Genomic DNA, 16,394 nt, shown 5'->3' on the forward strand with positions numbered 1-16,394 from the left:
TCCTCGGTCGGCTCGCGAACTTTATGGCGTGTTCTGGCGGGAATCGGACATCTCGTCCCTGCGCGGATCGGATTCCCTGAATTCTGATCAGCGACCGGTGGCGAGCGCTGACGCGAGTTCGACGCGACTCGCGACGCCGAGCTTCCGCAACACGTTCGCGATGTGGAACTTCACGGTGTTCTCGCTGATGGACAGCGACTCGGCGATCATCCGGTTCCGAGCCCCACTGGCGGCGAGTTCGGCGACGCTCCATTCGCGGTCCGTGAGCGGCGACAGCGCACCAACCCGTGCCGGCGACGAGGGTGGCGCATCGAGCGGGAGCTCCACGTGCAGCTCGGAGCCCCAACCGGGCGTCGCCTGCACCGTGAGGCTGCCGCGCAGGGCAGCGACCCGAGCGCCGAGCTGCTGCACGCTCGGGGTGTCCGTGGTCAATTCGCCCGGGCCGTCGTCGCGGATGCCGATGAGTAGGTTGCTGCCGTCGCAGTCCGACTGCACGCGAACGCGCCCAACCGCAGACTGCTCGACCAGAGCGAGGACCGTGCCTCGCACGATCGCGCGGTCGGCGTGCGCGACCTCGCCGGGCAGCGCGCGACCATCCACCGGTGGCTCGATGAACTGCACCTCCGGCCCGCCGAAGCGTGAGAGCGGGCGCAGGTCCTCTTTCAACCGTGCGAAGGCCCGCGCGACGGGCTCCTCCGCGAGCTGCCTGTCGCGGTCGGACACCGCGCGCAGTTCGACCATCGCTGCGGATGCGAGTTCTGTGACCGCCTGCCTGGCATCGTCCGCCGTCGTCCGGCGCGAACGCGTGATCGCCAGGATCGACTCGAGCGTCGTCGCGTGGGCGTCGGTGAGTTCGGCGATCGCCCCGGCCCGCTCACTCGACGCCGCGCGTGAGTCGCGCAGGTAGTCGGGGGCGGCGGTCGCGACCTGCTGACGGATGTCGGCCGCGACGATCTCCCACAGTGCGCCGATCAGACGGTCGTCCACCGGGCCCTGCGGATCGGTGAGGACGAGCAACGCGCCGGTGTCGGCCAGCCATGCGACGATCGGTCGATCCGCCCCGGCGATCACCGCGTTGGTCGGGAGGAGCGTCCGTGACGCGAGCGCCTGACGGGCCGGCGAGTGCGGGCGTCGAGGCGTGAGCCGGCGGATGGCGTCGAGCTCGGCGATCGTGACGCCGTCGATGATCGCCGCATCACCGGCCTTCTTCTTCGGTCGACCGGTGCAGTCCTCGGTGAAGATGACCAACGCCGAGTGGGGCACGATCGGGGCGAGCACCGACGAGAACGCGCCGGCGATCCGCAGCAGCGAACTGGAGGCGATCGTGGCGAGACCGTGCAGCAGTTCGATCGGGTAGGTGTCGAGGTGCTGGGACATGCCGGAACCCTACCCCATGCGCTCCCAGCTACCCGTTCGGGTAGGTGAGACCGCTCACCCGAACGGCAGCGGACCCACCCGTCGCAGCGCAGGATTGAAGCATGTCGAGCACCTCCGCAACGCCCTCCGCTCCTGCTCGAGTGGGGTCCGACGCCACCACGACCGTGCAGGGCGCACTCGCCGCCATCGACACCGAGGTGCAGCGGACGATGTCCGTCATCCTCGCAGCCGATCCCGTCCCGTTCGCCGCCGCGCTCGACCGGGTGCGGGCCGCGGAGCGCGTGTTCGTCCTCGGTGCGGGTCGCTCCGGCCTCGCGTTGCGGATGACCGCGATGCGACTCATGCACCTCGGCCTGACCGTGCACGTGGTCGGCGAGACGACGGCCCCGGCCATCACCCGGGGCGACGTGCTCCTCGTCGCCAGCGGTTCCGGAACGACCACCGGCATCGTGCGCGCGGCGACTACGGCGGTGTCCGTCGGCGCGGGTGTCGTCGCGATCACGACCGATGGCGATTCGCCCCTTGCGCAGCTCGCCACCGCGACGATCGTCATCCCGGCGGCGCAGAAGACCGACCACGGCGGGACGGTGTCCCAGCAGTACTCCGGCAGCCTCTTCGAACAGGCCCTCATGTTGTTCGGCGACGCCCTGTTCCATGCGCTCTGGCAGTCGACGGGTGTCAGCGCCGAGGAGCTGTGGCCGCGCCACGCGAACCTCGAGTAGACCGCCCTCGATCCTTGTCCCGCCAGGCAGACGCCTGGCGTTCCCCATCACGACAGAAAGCAGCACCACATGAAGCTTCAGGTAGCCATGGACGTCCTCACCACTGAGGCAGCGCTCGAACTCGCCGGGAAGGTCGCACCCTACGTCGACATCCTCGAGCTCGGCACGCCGCTCATCAAGCGCGAGGGGCTCCGTGCGATCACGGCTGTGAAGAACGCCCACCCGGACAAGATCGTCTTCGCCGACCTGAAGACCATGGACGCCGGCGAGCTCGAGGCCGACATCGCGTTCTCGGCTGGTGCCGACATCGTGACCGTCCTCGGCACCGCCGGCGACAGCACCATCATCGGCGCCGTCAAGGCCGCGACTGCGCACGGGAAGTCCGTCGTCGTCGACCTCATCGGCGTCGCCGACAAGGTGAAGCGCGCGCAGGAGGTCACCGGCCTCGGTGCCGCGTTCGTGGAGATGCACGCCGGTCTCGACGAGCAGGCGGAGCCGGGCTTCACCTTCCAGACGCTCCTCACCGACGGTGAGACGGCGGCGGTGCCGTTCTCGGTCGCCGGTGGTGTGAACGTGTCGACGATCGCGTCCGTCCAGCAGGCCGGTGCACAGGTCGCCGTCGCCGGTGGTGCGATCTACTCGGCCGCCGACCCGGCAGCCTCCGCCGCCGCTCTCCGAGCAGCAATCACCGAATAGCCCACACCGGTTGCTCCGGCCAGCGCGGTGCGCTGGACCGGGCGCTGATCATACCGTCGAGCGCGGGCCTCTGGAGGCCCGCGCTCGCGCTGTTTCCGTGCACCCGGAGCGATTTCGGCGCGCTCGGTCCAGCGCACCGCGCTGGCGGCTGGCAGCTGACATCGTGACGATGCTCTGGGCGCGCTCGTCGGCTCGGGCGGGCGCGGCTCCTAGGGCGATCCGGGTGATCCCGCCAGGGCCTCCCGCGCGGGCTGTCGCAGGGTTAGCGTCGAGACACGAGCCATCACGAAAGGACGCATCATGAGCGACCCACGAGACGAGACCCCCGACCCGATCGGCGACGCGCAGGAGGCCATCTCCCGCGCACTACCGGACAATGCCTCCGAACGCGACGATCCGACGGCGGCGCCGAGCGACGACAATCCCGACTGGGAACCCGGCGACGGTGATCCGGCAGACCAGCCCGGTCTCCTCTAGCGCTGGACCGTGGGCCAGCGCGGTGCGCTGGACCGAAACGACACCAACCGGCGCCAGCGCGGTGCGCTGGGCCGAGAGGTCCCGAATGGCCTGTGCCGCGGCCTACTGGCGCGAGCGCTACCCTCCGGAGCCCCGCGCTCGCGCCAATGGGGTGCGCTCGGTCCAGCGCACCGCGCTGGCCGCAGCCGCGGTCGACGGGGGCGCTGCGCGCGCGTAGCGGAACGGGGGCTGGCGATGTCAACCCCCGCGACGGAATCTCTTGACGCTAATACGGTAGTTGAAGTTCTGCGAAAGGAGCTGCACCATGAACATTCTTCTTATCATCGTTATCGTCGTTGCAATCGTTCTCGCCATCACCGGTGGTTTCGTCCAGTCCCTCAACTTCCTGCTGTGGGTCGGACTCGTCCTCCTCGCGATCGCGGTCATCGCGTTCTTGATCAGGACCATCAGCGGACGCAAGAGCGTCTAGTACCAAGCTTCCAAGCACAACAGAGCGGCCGGCGCCTCAGGGTTCCGGCCGCTCTGCTGTGTCCGGAGCCAACTGTGCTCAGCGCAGGGTCGGGTCGACGCTCATTCGGCGCAGTACCGCATCGGCGAACGCACCGAAGAGGCGATCACCCGCCGCCCGCATCGGCCCGGCAATCCCGGCGACGTCAGCCCGAAGGCGGGCCGCAGCGTCCTCGGCAGTGCCCTCCGTGACCGGCAGGTCGCGGAGCATCGCGGGTTCCTTGAGCCAGCGGTCGAGCATCGCGGCATCCACCTCGAGATGGAACTGCGTCCCGAACACCCGGTCCTCGATGCGGAACGCCTGGTTCGGCGTCGACGGCGACGATGCCAGGACGGTGGCCCCGATCGGCGCCTCCACGACGTCGCCGTGCCAGTGCAGGACGGAAACCCGCTCGCCCGCGACTCCGAGCTCACTGTCGACGAGGAGTTCGACGTCGCCGACACCCACCTCGTGCGCGGCGGCCGAGTGCAGGGTGGCCCCGAGCGCGGTGGCGATGAGTTGATGGCCGAGGCACACCCCGAACGCCGGGATCCCGAGCACCGCCGCATCGCGCACGAGCTGCGCCTCCAGCCCGAGCCCCGGGTGTCGGTCCACGTCCAGTGCACCCATGGGGCCGCCGAGCAGCACGAGACCGTCGAAGCCGGTGATCTCGCGGGACGTCGGCAGTTCCTGGCGGTCGACGATCGTGTCGAGCGTCCAGTCGACTCCTGACGCTGTGAGCACCTCGCCGATCACCGCGGGCCGCTCCCACGGGACGTGCTGGAGGATGAGGACGTGCGGTCTGGTCATCTGGCCCCTGTCGCTGCAGCTTCGTGTGTCCGCCGGGCATGGCAGCGGGTGCCACGGCCGTGCCAGCAGCGTAGCGAATGCCGACGCCGTACCGCCCGCGACGCCCGCCCTCCGACCGACTGTCCGTCGGCCGATACACTGGCAGCGTGCTGCTCTCGGACCGTGACATCAAAGCCGAACTCGACGCCTCCCGCATCGCGCTCGACCCCTACTCGCCGGACATGATCCAGCCCTCGTCAATCGACGTGCGGCTCGATCGGTTCTTCCGTCTCTTCGACAACCACAAGTACCCCTTCATCGATCCTGCGGAGGACCAGCCGGAGCTGACCCGTCTCATCGAGACCCTCCCGGACGAACCGTTCATCCTGCACCCGGGGGAGTTCGTGCTTGGGTCGACGTACGAGCAGGTGTCGCTGCCCGACGACGTGGCGGCTCGCCTCGAGGGCAAGAGCTCCCTCGGTCGTCTCGGGCTCCTCACGCACTCGACGGCAGGCTTCATCGACCCCGGGTTCACCGGGCACGTCACGCTCGAACTCAGCAACGTCGCGACACTCCCCATCAAGCTGTGGCCCGGCATGAAGATCGGCCAGATGTGTTTCTTCCGCCTGACGTCTCCGGCAGAGCGCCCGTACGGGTCGAGCGAGTACAGTTCGAGGTATCAGGGACAGCGTGGACCCACCGCCTCCCGTTCCTTCCAGAACTTCCACCGGACCGACGTCGGCGAGACGCACCGCTGAGGAACGACTGACGCGACGCGTTTCAACGGCGGCTCGCTGGTGGATCAGTAGAAAGGCTCCGCTATGAGCACGTCTGAGCGTCCCGATTTCGCCCGTGCGGTCACCGCCGACGGCCCGACTCCGCTCTATCCGCGCCGCATGGTGCGCTTCGGACAGTTCGTCGGTTCGTGGGAGGTGCGTTCGAGGCGGCTCGACGACGACAGTGGCGAATGGGTCGAGTCCGATTTCCTCTGGGTCGTGTCGTACATCCTCGACGGTCGAGCCGTGCAGGACGTCCAACTCGTCGCGAACGATGCCGAGTCGTCCGGCTGGGAGACGGTGAGCACCGCGGTGCGCGTCTACGACCGTCTGATGGGGGCGTGGCGCGTCAGCTACTTCGAGCCACGCCGTGGTGAGTTCTGTCAGCTCGTCGCCACGCCGCACCGCTCCGACGGGATCCGTCAGGACGGCACCCGGAACGACGACAAGCTCATCCGGTGGAACTTCAGCGAGATCACCGACGACACGTACACATGGGAGAGCTGGGTGTCCGATGACGAGGGCACGACCTGGTGGATGCAGGAGCACAACGAGGGTCGCCGCGTCGCCTGACCCGATCGCTGCGGCGTGAGCGGTGCTCCTGCGCGTGCACGTGCGGTGTGGGAATGGCCCGGGCTGCTGGGCTGAGGTCAGTCGGAGGTCGCGAGACGTTCGAGGAATGATGCGAGCTGGGCGCGTTCGGCCGCGGAGAAGCCCGCCAGGATCTGCTCCTCGGTGGCCAGGTGATGGGGGAGTGTGCGTTCGACGAGGTCCCGGCCGGCTGCGGTGAGGGCGACGACCGTGCCTCGACCGTCCTGTTCGCTCGGACGTCGCGTGACGAGCCCGCGGTCCGCGAGCTTGTTGAGCCGTTGCGCGATGGCGCTCGTCGTCACCATCGACCAGTGCGCGAGGTCCTTCGGCGACAGTTCGTGCGGGGCGCCGGACCGCAGCAGCGTCGCGAGGACGTCGAACGATGCGGCGTCGAGCCCATGCGTGGCGAACATCGCGGCGAGGCGGGCGTCCACAGCCCCCGCTGCACGCGACAGGCGCCCGATGACCGCCATGGGCGAGACGTCGAGGTCTGGGCGCTCGTCGTGCCACTGGGCGAGGATGTCGTCGACGCGCGTGCTCATGGATCCATCGTAGCAATTCGCTTAGCGCTGAGCTATTATTGCTCAGTGCTTAGCAACCAGCTTCGAATCGCCGCCGTCACCGCTCTCGCCCCCATCACCTGGGGTACGACCTATCTCGTCACGAGCGAGCTCCTTCCGCCCGGTCGGCCGCTGTTGGCCGCTGTCCTCAGGGCCCTGCCCGCAGGTCTGCTGCTGCTCGCCATCACCCGGAGGCTGCCCATGGGCCGATGGTGGATGCGGTCCATCGTGCTCGGAACCCTCAACATCGGGGCGTTCTTCGCGTTCCTCTTCCTTGCGGCCTACCGGCTGCCGGGTGGTGTCGCGGCGACCATGGGCGCGATCGGTCCGCTCATCGTGGCCGTGCTCGCGAGTCTGCTCGTCGGTGAGGCGCTGACGCTGCGGAGGGTGCTGGCTGGGATCGCCGGGTTCGCGGGCGTCGCCCTCATCGTGCTGCAGGCGAACGCGCGGCTCGACGCCATCGGTGTGGTCGCAGCGCTCGCAGGAGCCGTGTCGATGGCGCTGGGCTCGGTGTTGAGCAAGCGGTGGGGGAGACCGGACGTCGCCAGGCGGATCGGCGGGCGCGGTGCGCGACAAGCCGAGCCGGACGAGGCGACCCCGATGTCGGGGCTCACCGTCACCGCCTGGCAGCTCGTGGCCGGCGGGCTCGTCTTGATCCCCGTGCTGCTCGCCGTCGAAGGACTGCCGACCGAGGTGCCAGACGCCGCCGCGCTCGGCGGGTACGTCTACCTCACGCTCGTCGGCACCGCGCTCGCGTACGCGCTGTGGTTCCGGGGGATCGGACTGCTCCCCGTGGGATCGGTGTCCTTCCTCGGGTTGCTCAGCCCCGTCGTCGCGGTGGTCGCGGGTTGGCTGGTGCTCGGCGAGGCGTTGAGCATCGGGCAGCTGCTCGGTATCGGCGTGGTCGCGGCATCGCTCGTCGTCGTGTTCACCGCGCCTCCGGTGAACCGTCCCGGCGGGGAGGCTCCTGCCGCGGCACGTGCGGGCTCTCGTCGCTCGGGCTAGACCACGGACGGCGAGCGCTCACGAGTGTGGCGTGGTCCGTGCACGTGCCGGCGCGGAGCATGCACGTGTGGGGAACGGGTGCGGGACGGGGCGCTCACCTGCATACTGGGCATCATGAAGTTCCAGACGGTCATCGAACTGCAGGGCAACAACACCGGCATCCTCGTCCCCGACGCCGTGGTCGAGAGCCTCGACCGCGGCAAGCGGATCCCCGTCGTGGTGACGGTCGGCGCCACGAGCTACCGGAGCACCATCACCCCGATGGGCGGCAAGTACCTGATCGCGCTGAGCGCCGCCAACCGGGCTGCGGCAGGCGTCGCCGGTGGCGACCACGTCGAGGTGGAGCTCGAGGTCGACGACGCACCCCGGGTGTTCCCGCTCCCACCCCAACTCGAAGCGCTCCTCGCGGAGGATGCCGCGGCGCTCGTCGCGTACGGCGCGCTGTCGTTCAGCCGCCAGCGCGCGCTCGCCGAACCCGTCACCCTCGCGAAGACCGAAGTGACCCGCGACAAGCGGATCGCCGCGGCGCTCGAGGCACTTCGCGGCGCCTGATCCTGCTCGGGTGCGCTGCACGGCAACAGCGCGCACATCCGTGACGACTCGGCTCGCTCTGTGCCTGGAGGCTCAGCGCCCGGTTGATCGGCGCGCGGCGGCTCAGCGTCCGGCGGCGAGGAGCGGCACGACGAGCGGCAGCTGCAGCGTGAGCCAGGGGCTGAACGCGAATGGAGCGCGCTCGACCGACTCGAGCAGCGCCACGGGCTCGGCCCAGGCCCATTCCATGACCTCGGCAGGGTTCGGCTCCGGCGTCGCCTCGGTGCGAGCGATGTAGACGGGGCAGATCTCGTATTCGACCACGCCCGACGCGTCGACCGCGCGGTACCGGAAGTCGGGGAGGACGACCTCGGGCGCCGAGATCGGCAGGCCCAGCTCAGCGCTCGCACGACGGAGCACGGCGTCGACACTGTCTTCGTCGGGCCCGGGATGACCGCAGAACGAGTTCGTCCAGACGCCTGGCCAGGTGAGCTTCGACAGTGCGCGGCGGGTCACGAGGATCCTGCCGTCCGGACCGATGACATGGCAGGAGAACGCGAGGTGGAGTGGCGTCTCCTCGGTGTGGACGGTGGCCTTCGGCGTGGTGCCGATCCGGGTGCCGTCCTCGGCGAGCAGGACGACGAGTTCTTCGGGTACCGACATGGCTCCTATTCTCCCCGACGATCGCGGCGAATGCGAATGGACAGCTAGCGTACTAATTTTTCCGTTCCGTGAAGTAGCCTCGTGACATGGACACTCACCACGTCGTCGACGTGCCCTATCGACAACAGCATCATGTCGAGGATGCCCTCGAGCGGTTCCTCGAACTCGCGAAGACGCAGGCCGTCTCATTCGGAGGCGCGGGGTACCTGCGGCTCTGGGAGACGATCGAGCGCAGCATGGCCGGGGGCAAGCGGTTCCGCCCGCGGATGGTCATGACGGCCTACGAAGCGCTCGGCGGTGAGGACATCGTCGCCGCCGCGCACGTCGCCGCCGCGTATGAACTGCTCCATACCGCCCTGATCGTGCACGACGACGTCATCGACCGAGACTTCGTCCGTCGGGGCAGCCCGAACGTGTCCGGCAGCTACCGCGACATCGCCCGGACGGCAGGCATCCCGTTGCCGCTCGCCGAGCACCGAGGCATGTCCGTCGCCGTCATCGCCGGTGACCTCGCGTTGTCCGCCGCCTACCGACTCATCGATCGTGCCGGCAGTGAGGACGCCGTGCGCACGCGCCTCCGCGAGATCCTCGACGACGCGATCTCCGCCTCCGCCGCCGGTGAACTGGCCGACGTCGACTTCACCGTCGGCGGGGTCGTCCCCACGGTCGACGACATCATCCGGATGGAGCGCCTGAAGACGGCCTACTACTCCTTCGAGGCTCCGCTCCAGTCCGGCGGGGCGCTCGCCGGAGCACCGGAGGCGACGATCGACGCCCTCGGGACGTTCGGGGAGCAGATCGGCATCGCGTATCAGATCATCGACGACGTGCTCGGGGTGTTCGGTGATTCGAAGACGACTGGGAAGACGACGATCGGCGATCTGCGGGAGGGCAAACTGACCGTCATGGTCGCCTTCGCTGCGGAACAGCCGGCTTGGCACGCGGTCGAGCACCTGTTCGGCGACCCCGAGCTCGACGAGGCCGGTGCCGCCGTGCTGCGCGACGTGCTCACGTCGACGGGTGCGCGCCGGCACGCGACCCTGCTCGCGGGCGACTACGCGAACCGCGCCTGGGAGCAGCTCGCCTCTCCGAGCATCCCCGCGCAGCTGCGGGAGGAGCTCCGTCCCATCGTCGCGACCGTGCTCGAGCGCTCACGATGACCGGTGCAGGCGCCGGCGCCGGTCCTGCAGACGGCGCGGCCTCATCGGCCGTCGTCGGCGCCCGCCAGCTCTACGACCGGGTCGCGCAGGAGACCGCGAGCATCGTGATCCGCCGCTACTCCACATCGTTCGGTCTGGCAGCCAGGCTGCTCGGCGCCGAGATCCGCCAGGACGTCGAGAACGTCTATGCGCTCGTGCGCATCGCCGATGAGATCGTCGACGGGGTCGCGGCAGCCGCGGGGCTCTCGGCGGAGCGCGTCCTCACGATGCTCGACGCCCTCGAACGCGACACCGAGGAGGCAGTGGAGTCCGGCTACAGCAGCAACCTCGTCGTCCACGCCTTCGCGATCTCGGCGCGCTCGGCGGGCATCGGGTCCGACCTCACCCGGCCGTTCTTCGCCTCGATGCGCGCCGACCTCTCCCGCACCGTGCACACACCGGAGACCTTCCAGGAGTACGTGTACGGCTCGGCCGAAGTCGTCGGTCTCATGTGTCTGCGGATCTTCCTGCGCGGACACGACGTCGACGACGCCCAGCGCGCCGCGTTCGTCGTCGGCGCGCGGAGCCTCGGCGCCGCGTTCCAGAAGGTGAACTTCCTCCGTGACCTCTCCGCCGACCACGACGAGCTCGGGCGCAGCTACTTCCCGGGCGTCTCCGTCGACGAACTGACCGAAGCGCAGAAGCGCAGCCTCCTCGACGACATCGACGCGGACCTCGACCGCTCTGCCGCCGTGCTGAGTCAGCTGCCGAAGACGAGTCGCCGAGCCGTCGCCCTCGCGCAGGAGCTCTTCGCCGAGCTCGCGAAGCGCATCCGCACCACGCCGGCCTCGGAGCTCGTGCGCACCCGCGTCCGCGTCCCTGATCCGGTGAAGCTGCGCATCGCTGCCGGAGCGCTCGCGGGGCGCACACCGACGTCCTCCATCCCAACGATCGACGAGAGCCACAGATGATGAGCGCCACACGATGAACCCCGCCTCCGCCCGCAGCGTCGCCGCCCGCACCATCGTCATCGGTGGCGGTATCAGCGGCCTCGCCACCGCGGCGTTGCTCGCGCGCGACGGCCAGCAGGTCACGCTGCTCGAGCGTCGCGACGTCCTCGGTGGACGCGCCGGCACCTGGGAACAGGACGGATTCACCTTCGACACCGGCCCGAGCTGGTACCTCATGCCGGAGGTCTTCGACCACTTCTATCGACTGTTGGGCACCTCGGCCGCGGAGCAGCTCGACCTCGGTCGGCTCGATCCGGCGTACCGCGTGTACTCCGAGGGGCGCGAAGGACACCTCGACCTCGCCGCCGACCGGGCAGGCAACGTCGCGCTGTTCGAATCCGTCGAGCCCGGGGCCGGTGCGAAGATGGACGACTACCTCCGCAGCGCCAAGGAGACCTACGAGATCGCGATCCGCAGCTTCCTGTACACGACCTTCGAGTCGTACCGGACGCTCGCGAGCCGTGAGGTCCTCGCTCGAATGCCGAAGCTCGCGAAGCTCCTGACGGAGGATCTCGACACGCTGGCCGCCCGCACCGTCGCAGACACCCGGCTGCAGCAGATCCTCGGCTACCCGGCCGTCTTCCTCGGGTCCTCGCCCTTCGAAGCACCGAGCATGTACCACCTCATGAGCTACCTCGACCTCGAGGACGGGGTGCTCTACCCACAGGGTGGCTTCTCGCGCATCATCGACACGATCGCCGAACTCGCGCGCGCCGAGGGCGTGGAGATCGTCACGGGTGCCGAGGTGACGGGCATCACCACACTGCCCGCGGGCCGGCGTTCCCGCGTCGCAGGGGTCAACTACCTCGACGCCGACGGCCGGCGACAGCTGCTGCACGCGGACCAGGTCGTCTCCGCCGCCGATCTGCACCATACCGAGACGAGACTCCTCCCACCGGAGCTGCAGAGCTACCCGGAGGCTTACTGGGAGAAGCGCACCGCAGGCCCCGGCGCCGTCCTCGTGATGCTCGGTGTGCGCGGCGAGCTGCCAGAGCTCCTGCACCACAGCCTGTTCTTCACGAGCGACTGGCGCGACAACTTCGGACGCATCTTCGGTGAGCACCCGAGCGTCCCCGACCCCGCATCGCTCTACGTCTGCCGCCCGAGCGCGACCGACGCCGGTGTGGCGCCAGCAGGACGCGAGAACCTCTTCATCCTCGTGCCGGTGCCGGCCGACCCGTCGATCGGCGCCGGGGGAGATGCGCGCGTCGCGGAGATCGGCGATGCGGCGATCGCGCAGATCGCCGAGTGGGCCGGCGTGCCCGACCTCGCCGATCGCATCGTCGTGCGCCGCGATGTGGGCCCGGCCGACTTCGTCACCGAGCTGAACGTCTGGAAGGGCACTGCGCTCGGACCGGCGCACATCCTCTCGCAGAGCGCGATGTTCCGCACCGGCAACATCAGCAAGAAGGTCGACGGGCTGTTCTACACGGGCGGTTCGACGATCCCGGGAATCGGTCTGCCGATGTGCCTGATCAGCGCGGAGCTCGTCGTGAAGCGGATGCGCGGCGACATCACGACCGGACCGATGGCGGAGCCGCTGCACGCGCGTCTCCGGTCAGAGGCCGCCGGCTGATGGGTCTGCTGTACCTGCTCGCGCTGCTCGTCTCGATCACGGGAATGGTCGTGCTCGATCGCCGTTTCCGTCTGTTCTTCTGGGCGGACCGTCGACGCGCAGTCATCATCCTGCCGGTCGGGGTCGTGTTCTTCCTCGTCTGGGACCTGTTCGGCATCGGGCTGGGGATCTTCTTCCGCGGAGAGACCTCGTTCATGACGGGGCTGCAGATCGCACCAGAGCTGCCGATCGAGGAAGTGCTGTTCCTGACCCTGCTCTGCTACCTGACGATGAACCTGTTCGGGGCCGCCCGCCATGCGCTCGGTCGGCGGACGGCGGCGCGTTCGACGGGGGCTGGCCTGCGATGAGTTACTGGGCGCTGAACGCGTGCTTCCTGGCTGTCGTGGTGCTCACGGCAGCGCTGGCGATCCTCCGTCTCCGGTCGCGCCGCGCCGCAGGGTCCGGTGCGGTCGGACTGACCGTCGGCACCTGGTCGCTCGCAATGGGCGGTGGCCTCGTCGTGCTGCTGCTCATGACCGCACTCTTCGACAACATCATGATCGGCATCGGCCTCGTCGGGTACGAGCCGTCGCTCATCTCCGGGGCCTTCGTCGGCATCGCGCCACTCGAGGACTTCGCCTACGCGCTTGCGGCGGCCGTCCTGTTGCCGTCACTCTGGGCGCTGCTCGAACGCCGCACCCCCGTTGCACCAGCCCCGTTCCAGGAGGACCAGGCATGAACCGACTCGGCCAACTCGTGCTGTCCTCGAGACCGCTGTCGTGGGTCAACACGGCGTATCCGTTCGCGGCCGCGTACCTGTTGACGACGCGCGAACTCGACCTCACCTTCTGGCTCGGGACGCTGTACTTCCTCATCCCGTACAACCTCGCGATGTACGGGATCAATGACGTCTTCGACTACGAGTCCGACCTCCGGAACCCCCGAAAGGGCGGCGTCGAGGGTGCGGTGCTCGACCGAGGCATGCATCGCTTGACGATCATCGCCGCCATCGCGACCAATATTCCATTCCTTGCATATCTCGTGATCGTCGGTTCGCCACTCTCCTGGTTGGTGCTCGCGATCAGCGTGTTCGCACTCATCGCCTACAGCGCGCCGGGGCTGCGGTTCAAGGAGCGCCCGTTCCTCGATTCGCTCACCTCGAGTACGCACTTCGTGAGTCCCGCCGTCTACGCTCTCGTGCTCGCCGGGGCGGTCTTCACGCCGGCGCTCTGGGCGGTGCTCGTCGGATACTTCCTGTGGGGGATCGCGAGTCATGCGTTCGGAGCGGTGCAGGACATCATCCCCGACCGCGAAGGCGGCATCGGTTCCGTCGCGACGGTCATCGGTGCGGCGCCGACGGTGCGCTTCGCGTTCTTCGCCTACCTGGCGGGCGGGGCGCTCATGCTTGTGACGCCGTGGCCGATCCCGCTGGCAGCCCTGCTCGTGTTGCCCTACGCGGCGAGCGTCCTGCCGTTCTGGAACCTCCGCGAGGACGACGCCGAACGGGCGAACGCCGGCTGGAGGCGATTCCTGCGTCTGAACTTCCTGACGGGTTTCCTCGTCACGATGCTCATCATCTGGTACTGGTTCCTCACCAGCTGACAAGATCGACCCAACTCAGGAGGTCGTCGGCGTGTCGTGCTGAGCCAGTGCGGCAGCGGCGCGACACGCCGAGGCGTTCCTGAGTGAGGTCGTTCTTGACGCCGGAGTGGGTGTTCGGATCAGAGCGCGAAGGGGAAGCCGAGGTCCTCGGGGTAGTCGCCGAGGCTGCTCAGCTCGGTGGCTGCGCGCTGGAGCGCTGCGAGCGTGAGACCGAGGGTGCCCGGACCGAAGCTGACGCGCGACACACCCAGTTCGGCCAGGCGCTTCAACGGCACGGCGCCGGGGTAGCCAATGACGGAGATGCGACCGTTCACCTGTTCGACGGCTTTCGCGACGAGCTCTTCGGTGCCGAGACCGAGGAAGAAGATCACGTCGGCCCCGGCCTCGAGGTAGGCGTTCGCTCGGACGACGGCCTCGTCCCAGGCCTCGGGATCACCGGCGAGCGTGTCGACTCGAGCGTTGATGACGAGGGGGATTCCAGCGTCCTCGGCACCGGCACGGGCGGCTGCGACGCGCGCTGCGGCCTCCTCGACCGGGAACTGCGGAGCCTTCGCGGCACCGACCGAGTCTTCGAGGTTGATGCCCACGGCACCGGACTCGACGATCAGGCGGCGGACGTTCTCGCGCACCCCGGCTGCGTCGGAGGCGTAGCCCTTCTCGAAGTCGACGGTGACGGGGAGGTCGACGGCACCGACGATGACCTTCGCGGCGGCGATCGCCTCATCGACGTCGAGGCCTTCGCCGTCCTCGAGCCCGCGGACGTTCGACACGGAGTGGCTCGCCGACGCGAGGGCGACGACACCCGGTGCGTCGGAGACGACCTTCGCTGTGATGGCATCCCACACGTTGGTGACGATGAGCGGTGCACCCGGCTCGTGGAGCGAGTTGAGGAGGACGGCTTTCTCATGCTGACTGGTCATCTCCGCAGTCTGGCAGTGGCCACCGACCCCACTTCCCGGAACGATCCAGAATTCAGGGAATGTTCGGTTTCGCGACGGCCTGCCGCGGCGAGTCGTCCGGATCCGCGCGCCTGACGGCTCGGTTTCCCTGAATTCTGAACGAGCTTCGGGGTTGGCTTTGCCGCGGCGGGCGCACTCGATCCGGAAGATGCCGTGCGTATCATTGGTGCCCGAAGGGGAGGCAGCGATGACGAAAGCGCCGACGGTCTACGACGTCGCGCACCACGCGGGCGTGTCCATCGCGACCGTCTCGCGCGTGCTCAGCCGCCCCGACGACGTCAAGCCGGCGACCCGGGAACGCGTGCTCGGATCGGTCGCCGCCCTCGGCTACGTCCCCAGCGGAGCGGCCCGCGGTCTCGCCGCGCGCCGTACCGGCGTCATCGGACTGTTCTTCCAGGGCCTCGATGCGATGGACGACCTCGGCGACATCGCGCTCGAGGGTGACGAAGCGTCGGCTGGCGGTGCGCGCATCATCCGCGACGTCCCCGAGCGCGCCGATACACGTGTGCTCAACCTGTACTTCGACGAGGTGCTGCGCGGGTGCGAACTCGAATCGTGGCGGAGCGGCTTCTCGCTGCTCGTCGGTGTCGGCCGGGGAGACACGGCGACCCAGACCGTGCGCGACATGGCGGGTCGCGTCGACGGCCTCATGGTCCTCGCAGGCAGTGCGAGCGAGGAGGAACTCGCGCAGCTGTCGAGGCACGTCCCGATCGTCGTGATGGCCGGACCCCGCCGCGGCGACGAACTCGACCACGTCTCGGTCAGCAACGCGGAGGGCATGCGAGCGCTCGCCGCGCATCTCATCGACGACCTCGGTGCGCGCGATCTCGAGTACGTCTCCGGCAGCGTGGACTCGCCCGACGACGCCGAACGCTGGGACGGGTTCGTCATGGCGCACGTCGAACGGGAGCTCTCGACACCCGCCACCCCCACGCTCCGTGGCGACTTCACCCGCGACGGAGGTCGGCGCGTCGGCCGTGAGCTCATGCAGCGCGAGCGGCTTCCACGCGCGGTGGTGTGCGCGAACGATCAGATGGCGCTCGGCGTCATCGATGCGGCGCGGATCGCAGGCGTGACCGTTCCGGACGAACTCATCGTCACGGGTTTCGACGGCATCGATGCCGGACGGCTCTCGACCCCGCGCCTCACGACGGTGCGCCAGCCGATGGAGACGCTCGGGCGTGTGTCAGTCCAGGCCCTGGCGCGGAGGCTCGCCGAACCGAAGCTCCCGGCGATGTCGGTGCGCCTTCCCGTCGAGGTTCTGCTCCGCGAGAGTTCCGAGCCTTCCTCCACCTCCTGATCGCCGCCCCAACTCAGGATGCGTCCGGCGTGTCGTGCAGGGCTCGGGAGTGCGGCGGGCGACACGCCGCAGGCCTCCTGAGTTAGGGATGATCGACACGGGTTGCGCGAAGCAATGTATGCGCTTACACTCGCAAGGTACAGACCTCAGCAAGG

20 protein-coding genes are annotated in these 16,394 nt (G+C 68.8%); 15 read left to right on the top strand and 5 right to left on the bottom strand.

Going from position 1 to position 16,394, the window contains the following annotated elements; genetic code table 11:
* Positions 1-87 precede the first annotated feature (87 nt).
* Complete coding sequence (locus ABMA10_RS05780) at positions 88-1,377, bottom strand: helix-turn-helix transcriptional regulator (protein WP_431031290.1); 1,290 nt, start codon at positions 1,375-1,377, stop codon at positions 88-90.
* 101 nt (positions 1,378-1,478) lie between these two features.
* Here ABMA10_RS05780 and hxlB point away from each other — a divergent pair, with 101 nt between their 5' ends.
* The 4 genes from hxlB to ABMA10_RS05800 all read left to right on the top strand — a co-directional run bounded on the left by hxlB (position 1,479) and on the right by ABMA10_RS05800 (position 3,741).
* Positions 1,479-2,099, top strand: a complete 621-nt coding sequence (gene hxlB, locus ABMA10_RS05785; RefSeq protein WP_347867499.1) for a 6-phospho-3-hexuloisomerase — start codon at positions 1,479-1,481, stop codon at positions 2,097-2,099.
* Positions 2,100-2,168: 69 nt separating this feature from the next.
* Positions 2,169-2,795: a 3-hexulose-6-phosphate synthase gene (hxlA, locus tag ABMA10_RS05790; RefSeq protein ID WP_347867500.1), complete on the top strand. Its 627-nt coding sequence runs from the start codon at positions 2,169-2,171 to the stop codon at positions 2,793-2,795.
* A 300-nt stretch (positions 2,796-3,095) separates the two neighbouring features.
* Positions 3,096-3,272 carry a hypothetical protein gene (locus ABMA10_RS05795; protein ID WP_347867501.1) on the top strand — a complete coding sequence of 59 codons (177 nt, stop codon included), beginning with the start codon at positions 3,096-3,098 and terminating at the stop codon, positions 3,270-3,272.
* Positions 3,273-3,576: 304 nt separating this feature from the next.
* On the top strand, positions 3,577-3,741 hold the full coding sequence (locus tag ABMA10_RS05800; RefSeq protein ID WP_347867502.1) for a hypothetical protein: 165 nt from the start codon (positions 3,577-3,579) through the stop codon (positions 3,739-3,741).
* Positions 3,742-3,819: 78 nt separating this feature from the next.
* Here the strand turns inward: ABMA10_RS05800 and ABMA10_RS05805 are convergent, their stop codons facing one another.
* Positions 3,820-4,569 carry a type 1 glutamine amidotransferase gene (locus tag ABMA10_RS05805; protein WP_347867503.1) on the bottom strand — a complete coding sequence of 250 codons (750 nt, stop codon included), beginning with the start codon at positions 4,567-4,569 and terminating at the stop codon, positions 3,820-3,822.
* A 146-nt stretch (positions 4,570-4,715) separates the two neighbouring features.
* On the opposite strand from ABMA10_RS05805, the gene dcd reads away from it, so the two are divergent.
* Positions 4,716-5,306 (top strand): dCTP deaminase, encoded by a 591-nt coding sequence (dcd, locus tag ABMA10_RS05810; protein WP_347867504.1) that lies wholly within the window; start codon positions 4,716-4,718, stop codon positions 5,304-5,306.
* Positions 5,307-5,369: 63 nt separating this feature from the next.
* On the top strand, positions 5,370-5,897 hold the full coding sequence (locus tag ABMA10_RS05815) for a hypothetical protein (RefSeq protein ID WP_347867505.1): 528 nt from the start codon (positions 5,370-5,372) through the stop codon (positions 5,895-5,897).
* Positions 5,898-5,974: 77 nt separating this feature from the next.
* Here ABMA10_RS05815 and ABMA10_RS05820 read toward each other — a convergent pair whose 3' ends face one another.
* Complete coding sequence (locus ABMA10_RS05820) at positions 5,975-6,457, bottom strand: MarR family winged helix-turn-helix transcriptional regulator (RefSeq protein ID WP_347867506.1); 483 nt, start codon at positions 6,455-6,457, stop codon at positions 5,975-5,977.
* Positions 6,458-6,502: 45 nt separating this feature from the next.
* Here ABMA10_RS05820 and ABMA10_RS05825 point away from each other — a divergent pair, with 45 nt between their 5' ends.
* The gene (locus tag ABMA10_RS05825) at positions 6,503-7,480 is read left to right on the top strand and encodes an EamA family transporter (RefSeq protein ID WP_347867507.1); all 978 of its coding nucleotides are present in this window, start codon (positions 6,503-6,505) and stop codon (positions 7,478-7,480) included.
* A gap of 114 nt (positions 7,481-7,594) precedes the next feature.
* A complete protein-coding gene (locus ABMA10_RS05830; RefSeq protein WP_347867508.1) occupies positions 7,595-8,032 on the top strand; it encodes a YdeI/OmpD-associated family protein in 438 nt (145 codons plus the stop codon).
* 102 nt (positions 8,033-8,134) lie between these two features.
* On the opposite strand, the gene idi is transcribed toward ABMA10_RS05830, so the two are convergent.
* The gene (gene idi / locus ABMA10_RS05835; RefSeq protein WP_347867509.1) at positions 8,135-8,674 is read right to left on the bottom strand and encodes an isopentenyl-diphosphate Delta-isomerase; all 540 of its coding nucleotides are present in this window, start codon (positions 8,672-8,674) and stop codon (positions 8,135-8,137) included.
* Between the two features lie 86 nt (positions 8,675-8,760).
* On the opposite strand from idi, the gene ABMA10_RS05840 reads away from it, so the two are divergent.
* The 6 genes from ABMA10_RS05840 to ABMA10_RS05865 are packed head-to-tail and all read left to right on the top strand — an operon-like array spanning position 8,761 to position 13,980.
* Positions 8,761-9,834 carry a polyprenyl synthetase family protein gene (locus tag ABMA10_RS05840; RefSeq protein WP_347867510.1) on the top strand — a complete coding sequence of 358 codons (1,074 nt, stop codon included), beginning with the start codon at positions 8,761-8,763 and terminating at the stop codon, positions 9,832-9,834.
* Entirely contained in the window at positions 9,831-10,784 is a 954-nt protein-coding gene (locus tag ABMA10_RS05845; protein ID WP_431031291.1) for a phytoene/squalene synthase family protein, read from the top strand. Before ABMA10_RS05840 ends, ABMA10_RS05845 begins: the two co-directional genes overlap by 4 nt.
* 13 nt (positions 10,785-10,797) lie before the next feature.
* Positions 10,798-12,399, top strand: coding sequence for a phytoene desaturase family protein (crtI, locus tag ABMA10_RS05850; protein ID WP_347867512.1), 1,602 nt, complete (start codon positions 10,798-10,800; stop codon positions 12,397-12,399).
* Positions 12,399-12,746 carry a lycopene cyclase domain-containing protein gene (locus ABMA10_RS05855; protein ID WP_347867513.1) on the top strand — a complete coding sequence of 116 codons (348 nt, stop codon included), beginning with the start codon at positions 12,399-12,401 and terminating at the stop codon, positions 12,744-12,746. The genes crtI and ABMA10_RS05855 overlap by 1 nt, the downstream gene beginning before the upstream one ends.
* Positions 12,743-13,117, top strand: a complete 375-nt coding sequence (locus ABMA10_RS05860) for a lycopene cyclase (RefSeq protein ID WP_347867514.1) — start codon at positions 12,743-12,745, stop codon at positions 13,115-13,117. The genes ABMA10_RS05855 and ABMA10_RS05860 overlap by 4 nt, the downstream gene beginning before the upstream one ends.
* Positions 13,114-13,980, top strand: a complete 867-nt coding sequence (locus ABMA10_RS05865; RefSeq protein WP_347867515.1) for a prenyltransferase — start codon at positions 13,114-13,116, stop codon at positions 13,978-13,980. Before ABMA10_RS05860 ends, ABMA10_RS05865 begins: the two co-directional genes overlap by 4 nt.
* Positions 13,981-14,099: 119 nt before the next feature.
* On the opposite strand, the gene ABMA10_RS05870 is transcribed toward ABMA10_RS05865, so the two are convergent.
* Positions 14,100-14,900, bottom strand: coding sequence for an isocitrate lyase/PEP mutase family protein (locus ABMA10_RS05870; RefSeq protein WP_347867516.1), 801 nt, complete (start codon positions 14,898-14,900; stop codon positions 14,100-14,102).
* 226 nt (positions 14,901-15,126) lie between these two features.
* On the opposite strand from ABMA10_RS05870, the gene ABMA10_RS05875 reads away from it, so the two are divergent.
* On the top strand, positions 15,127-16,239 hold the full coding sequence (locus ABMA10_RS05875) for a LacI family DNA-binding transcriptional regulator (RefSeq protein ID WP_431031292.1): 1,113 nt from the start codon (positions 15,127-15,129) through the stop codon (positions 16,237-16,239).
* Positions 16,240-16,394 lie beyond the last annotated feature (155 nt).

The sequence above is a fragment of the Plantibacter sp. RU18 genome, assembly GCF_050613355.1.
Taxonomy (GTDB): domain Bacteria; phylum Actinomycetota; class Actinomycetes; order Actinomycetales; family Microbacteriaceae; genus Plantibacter.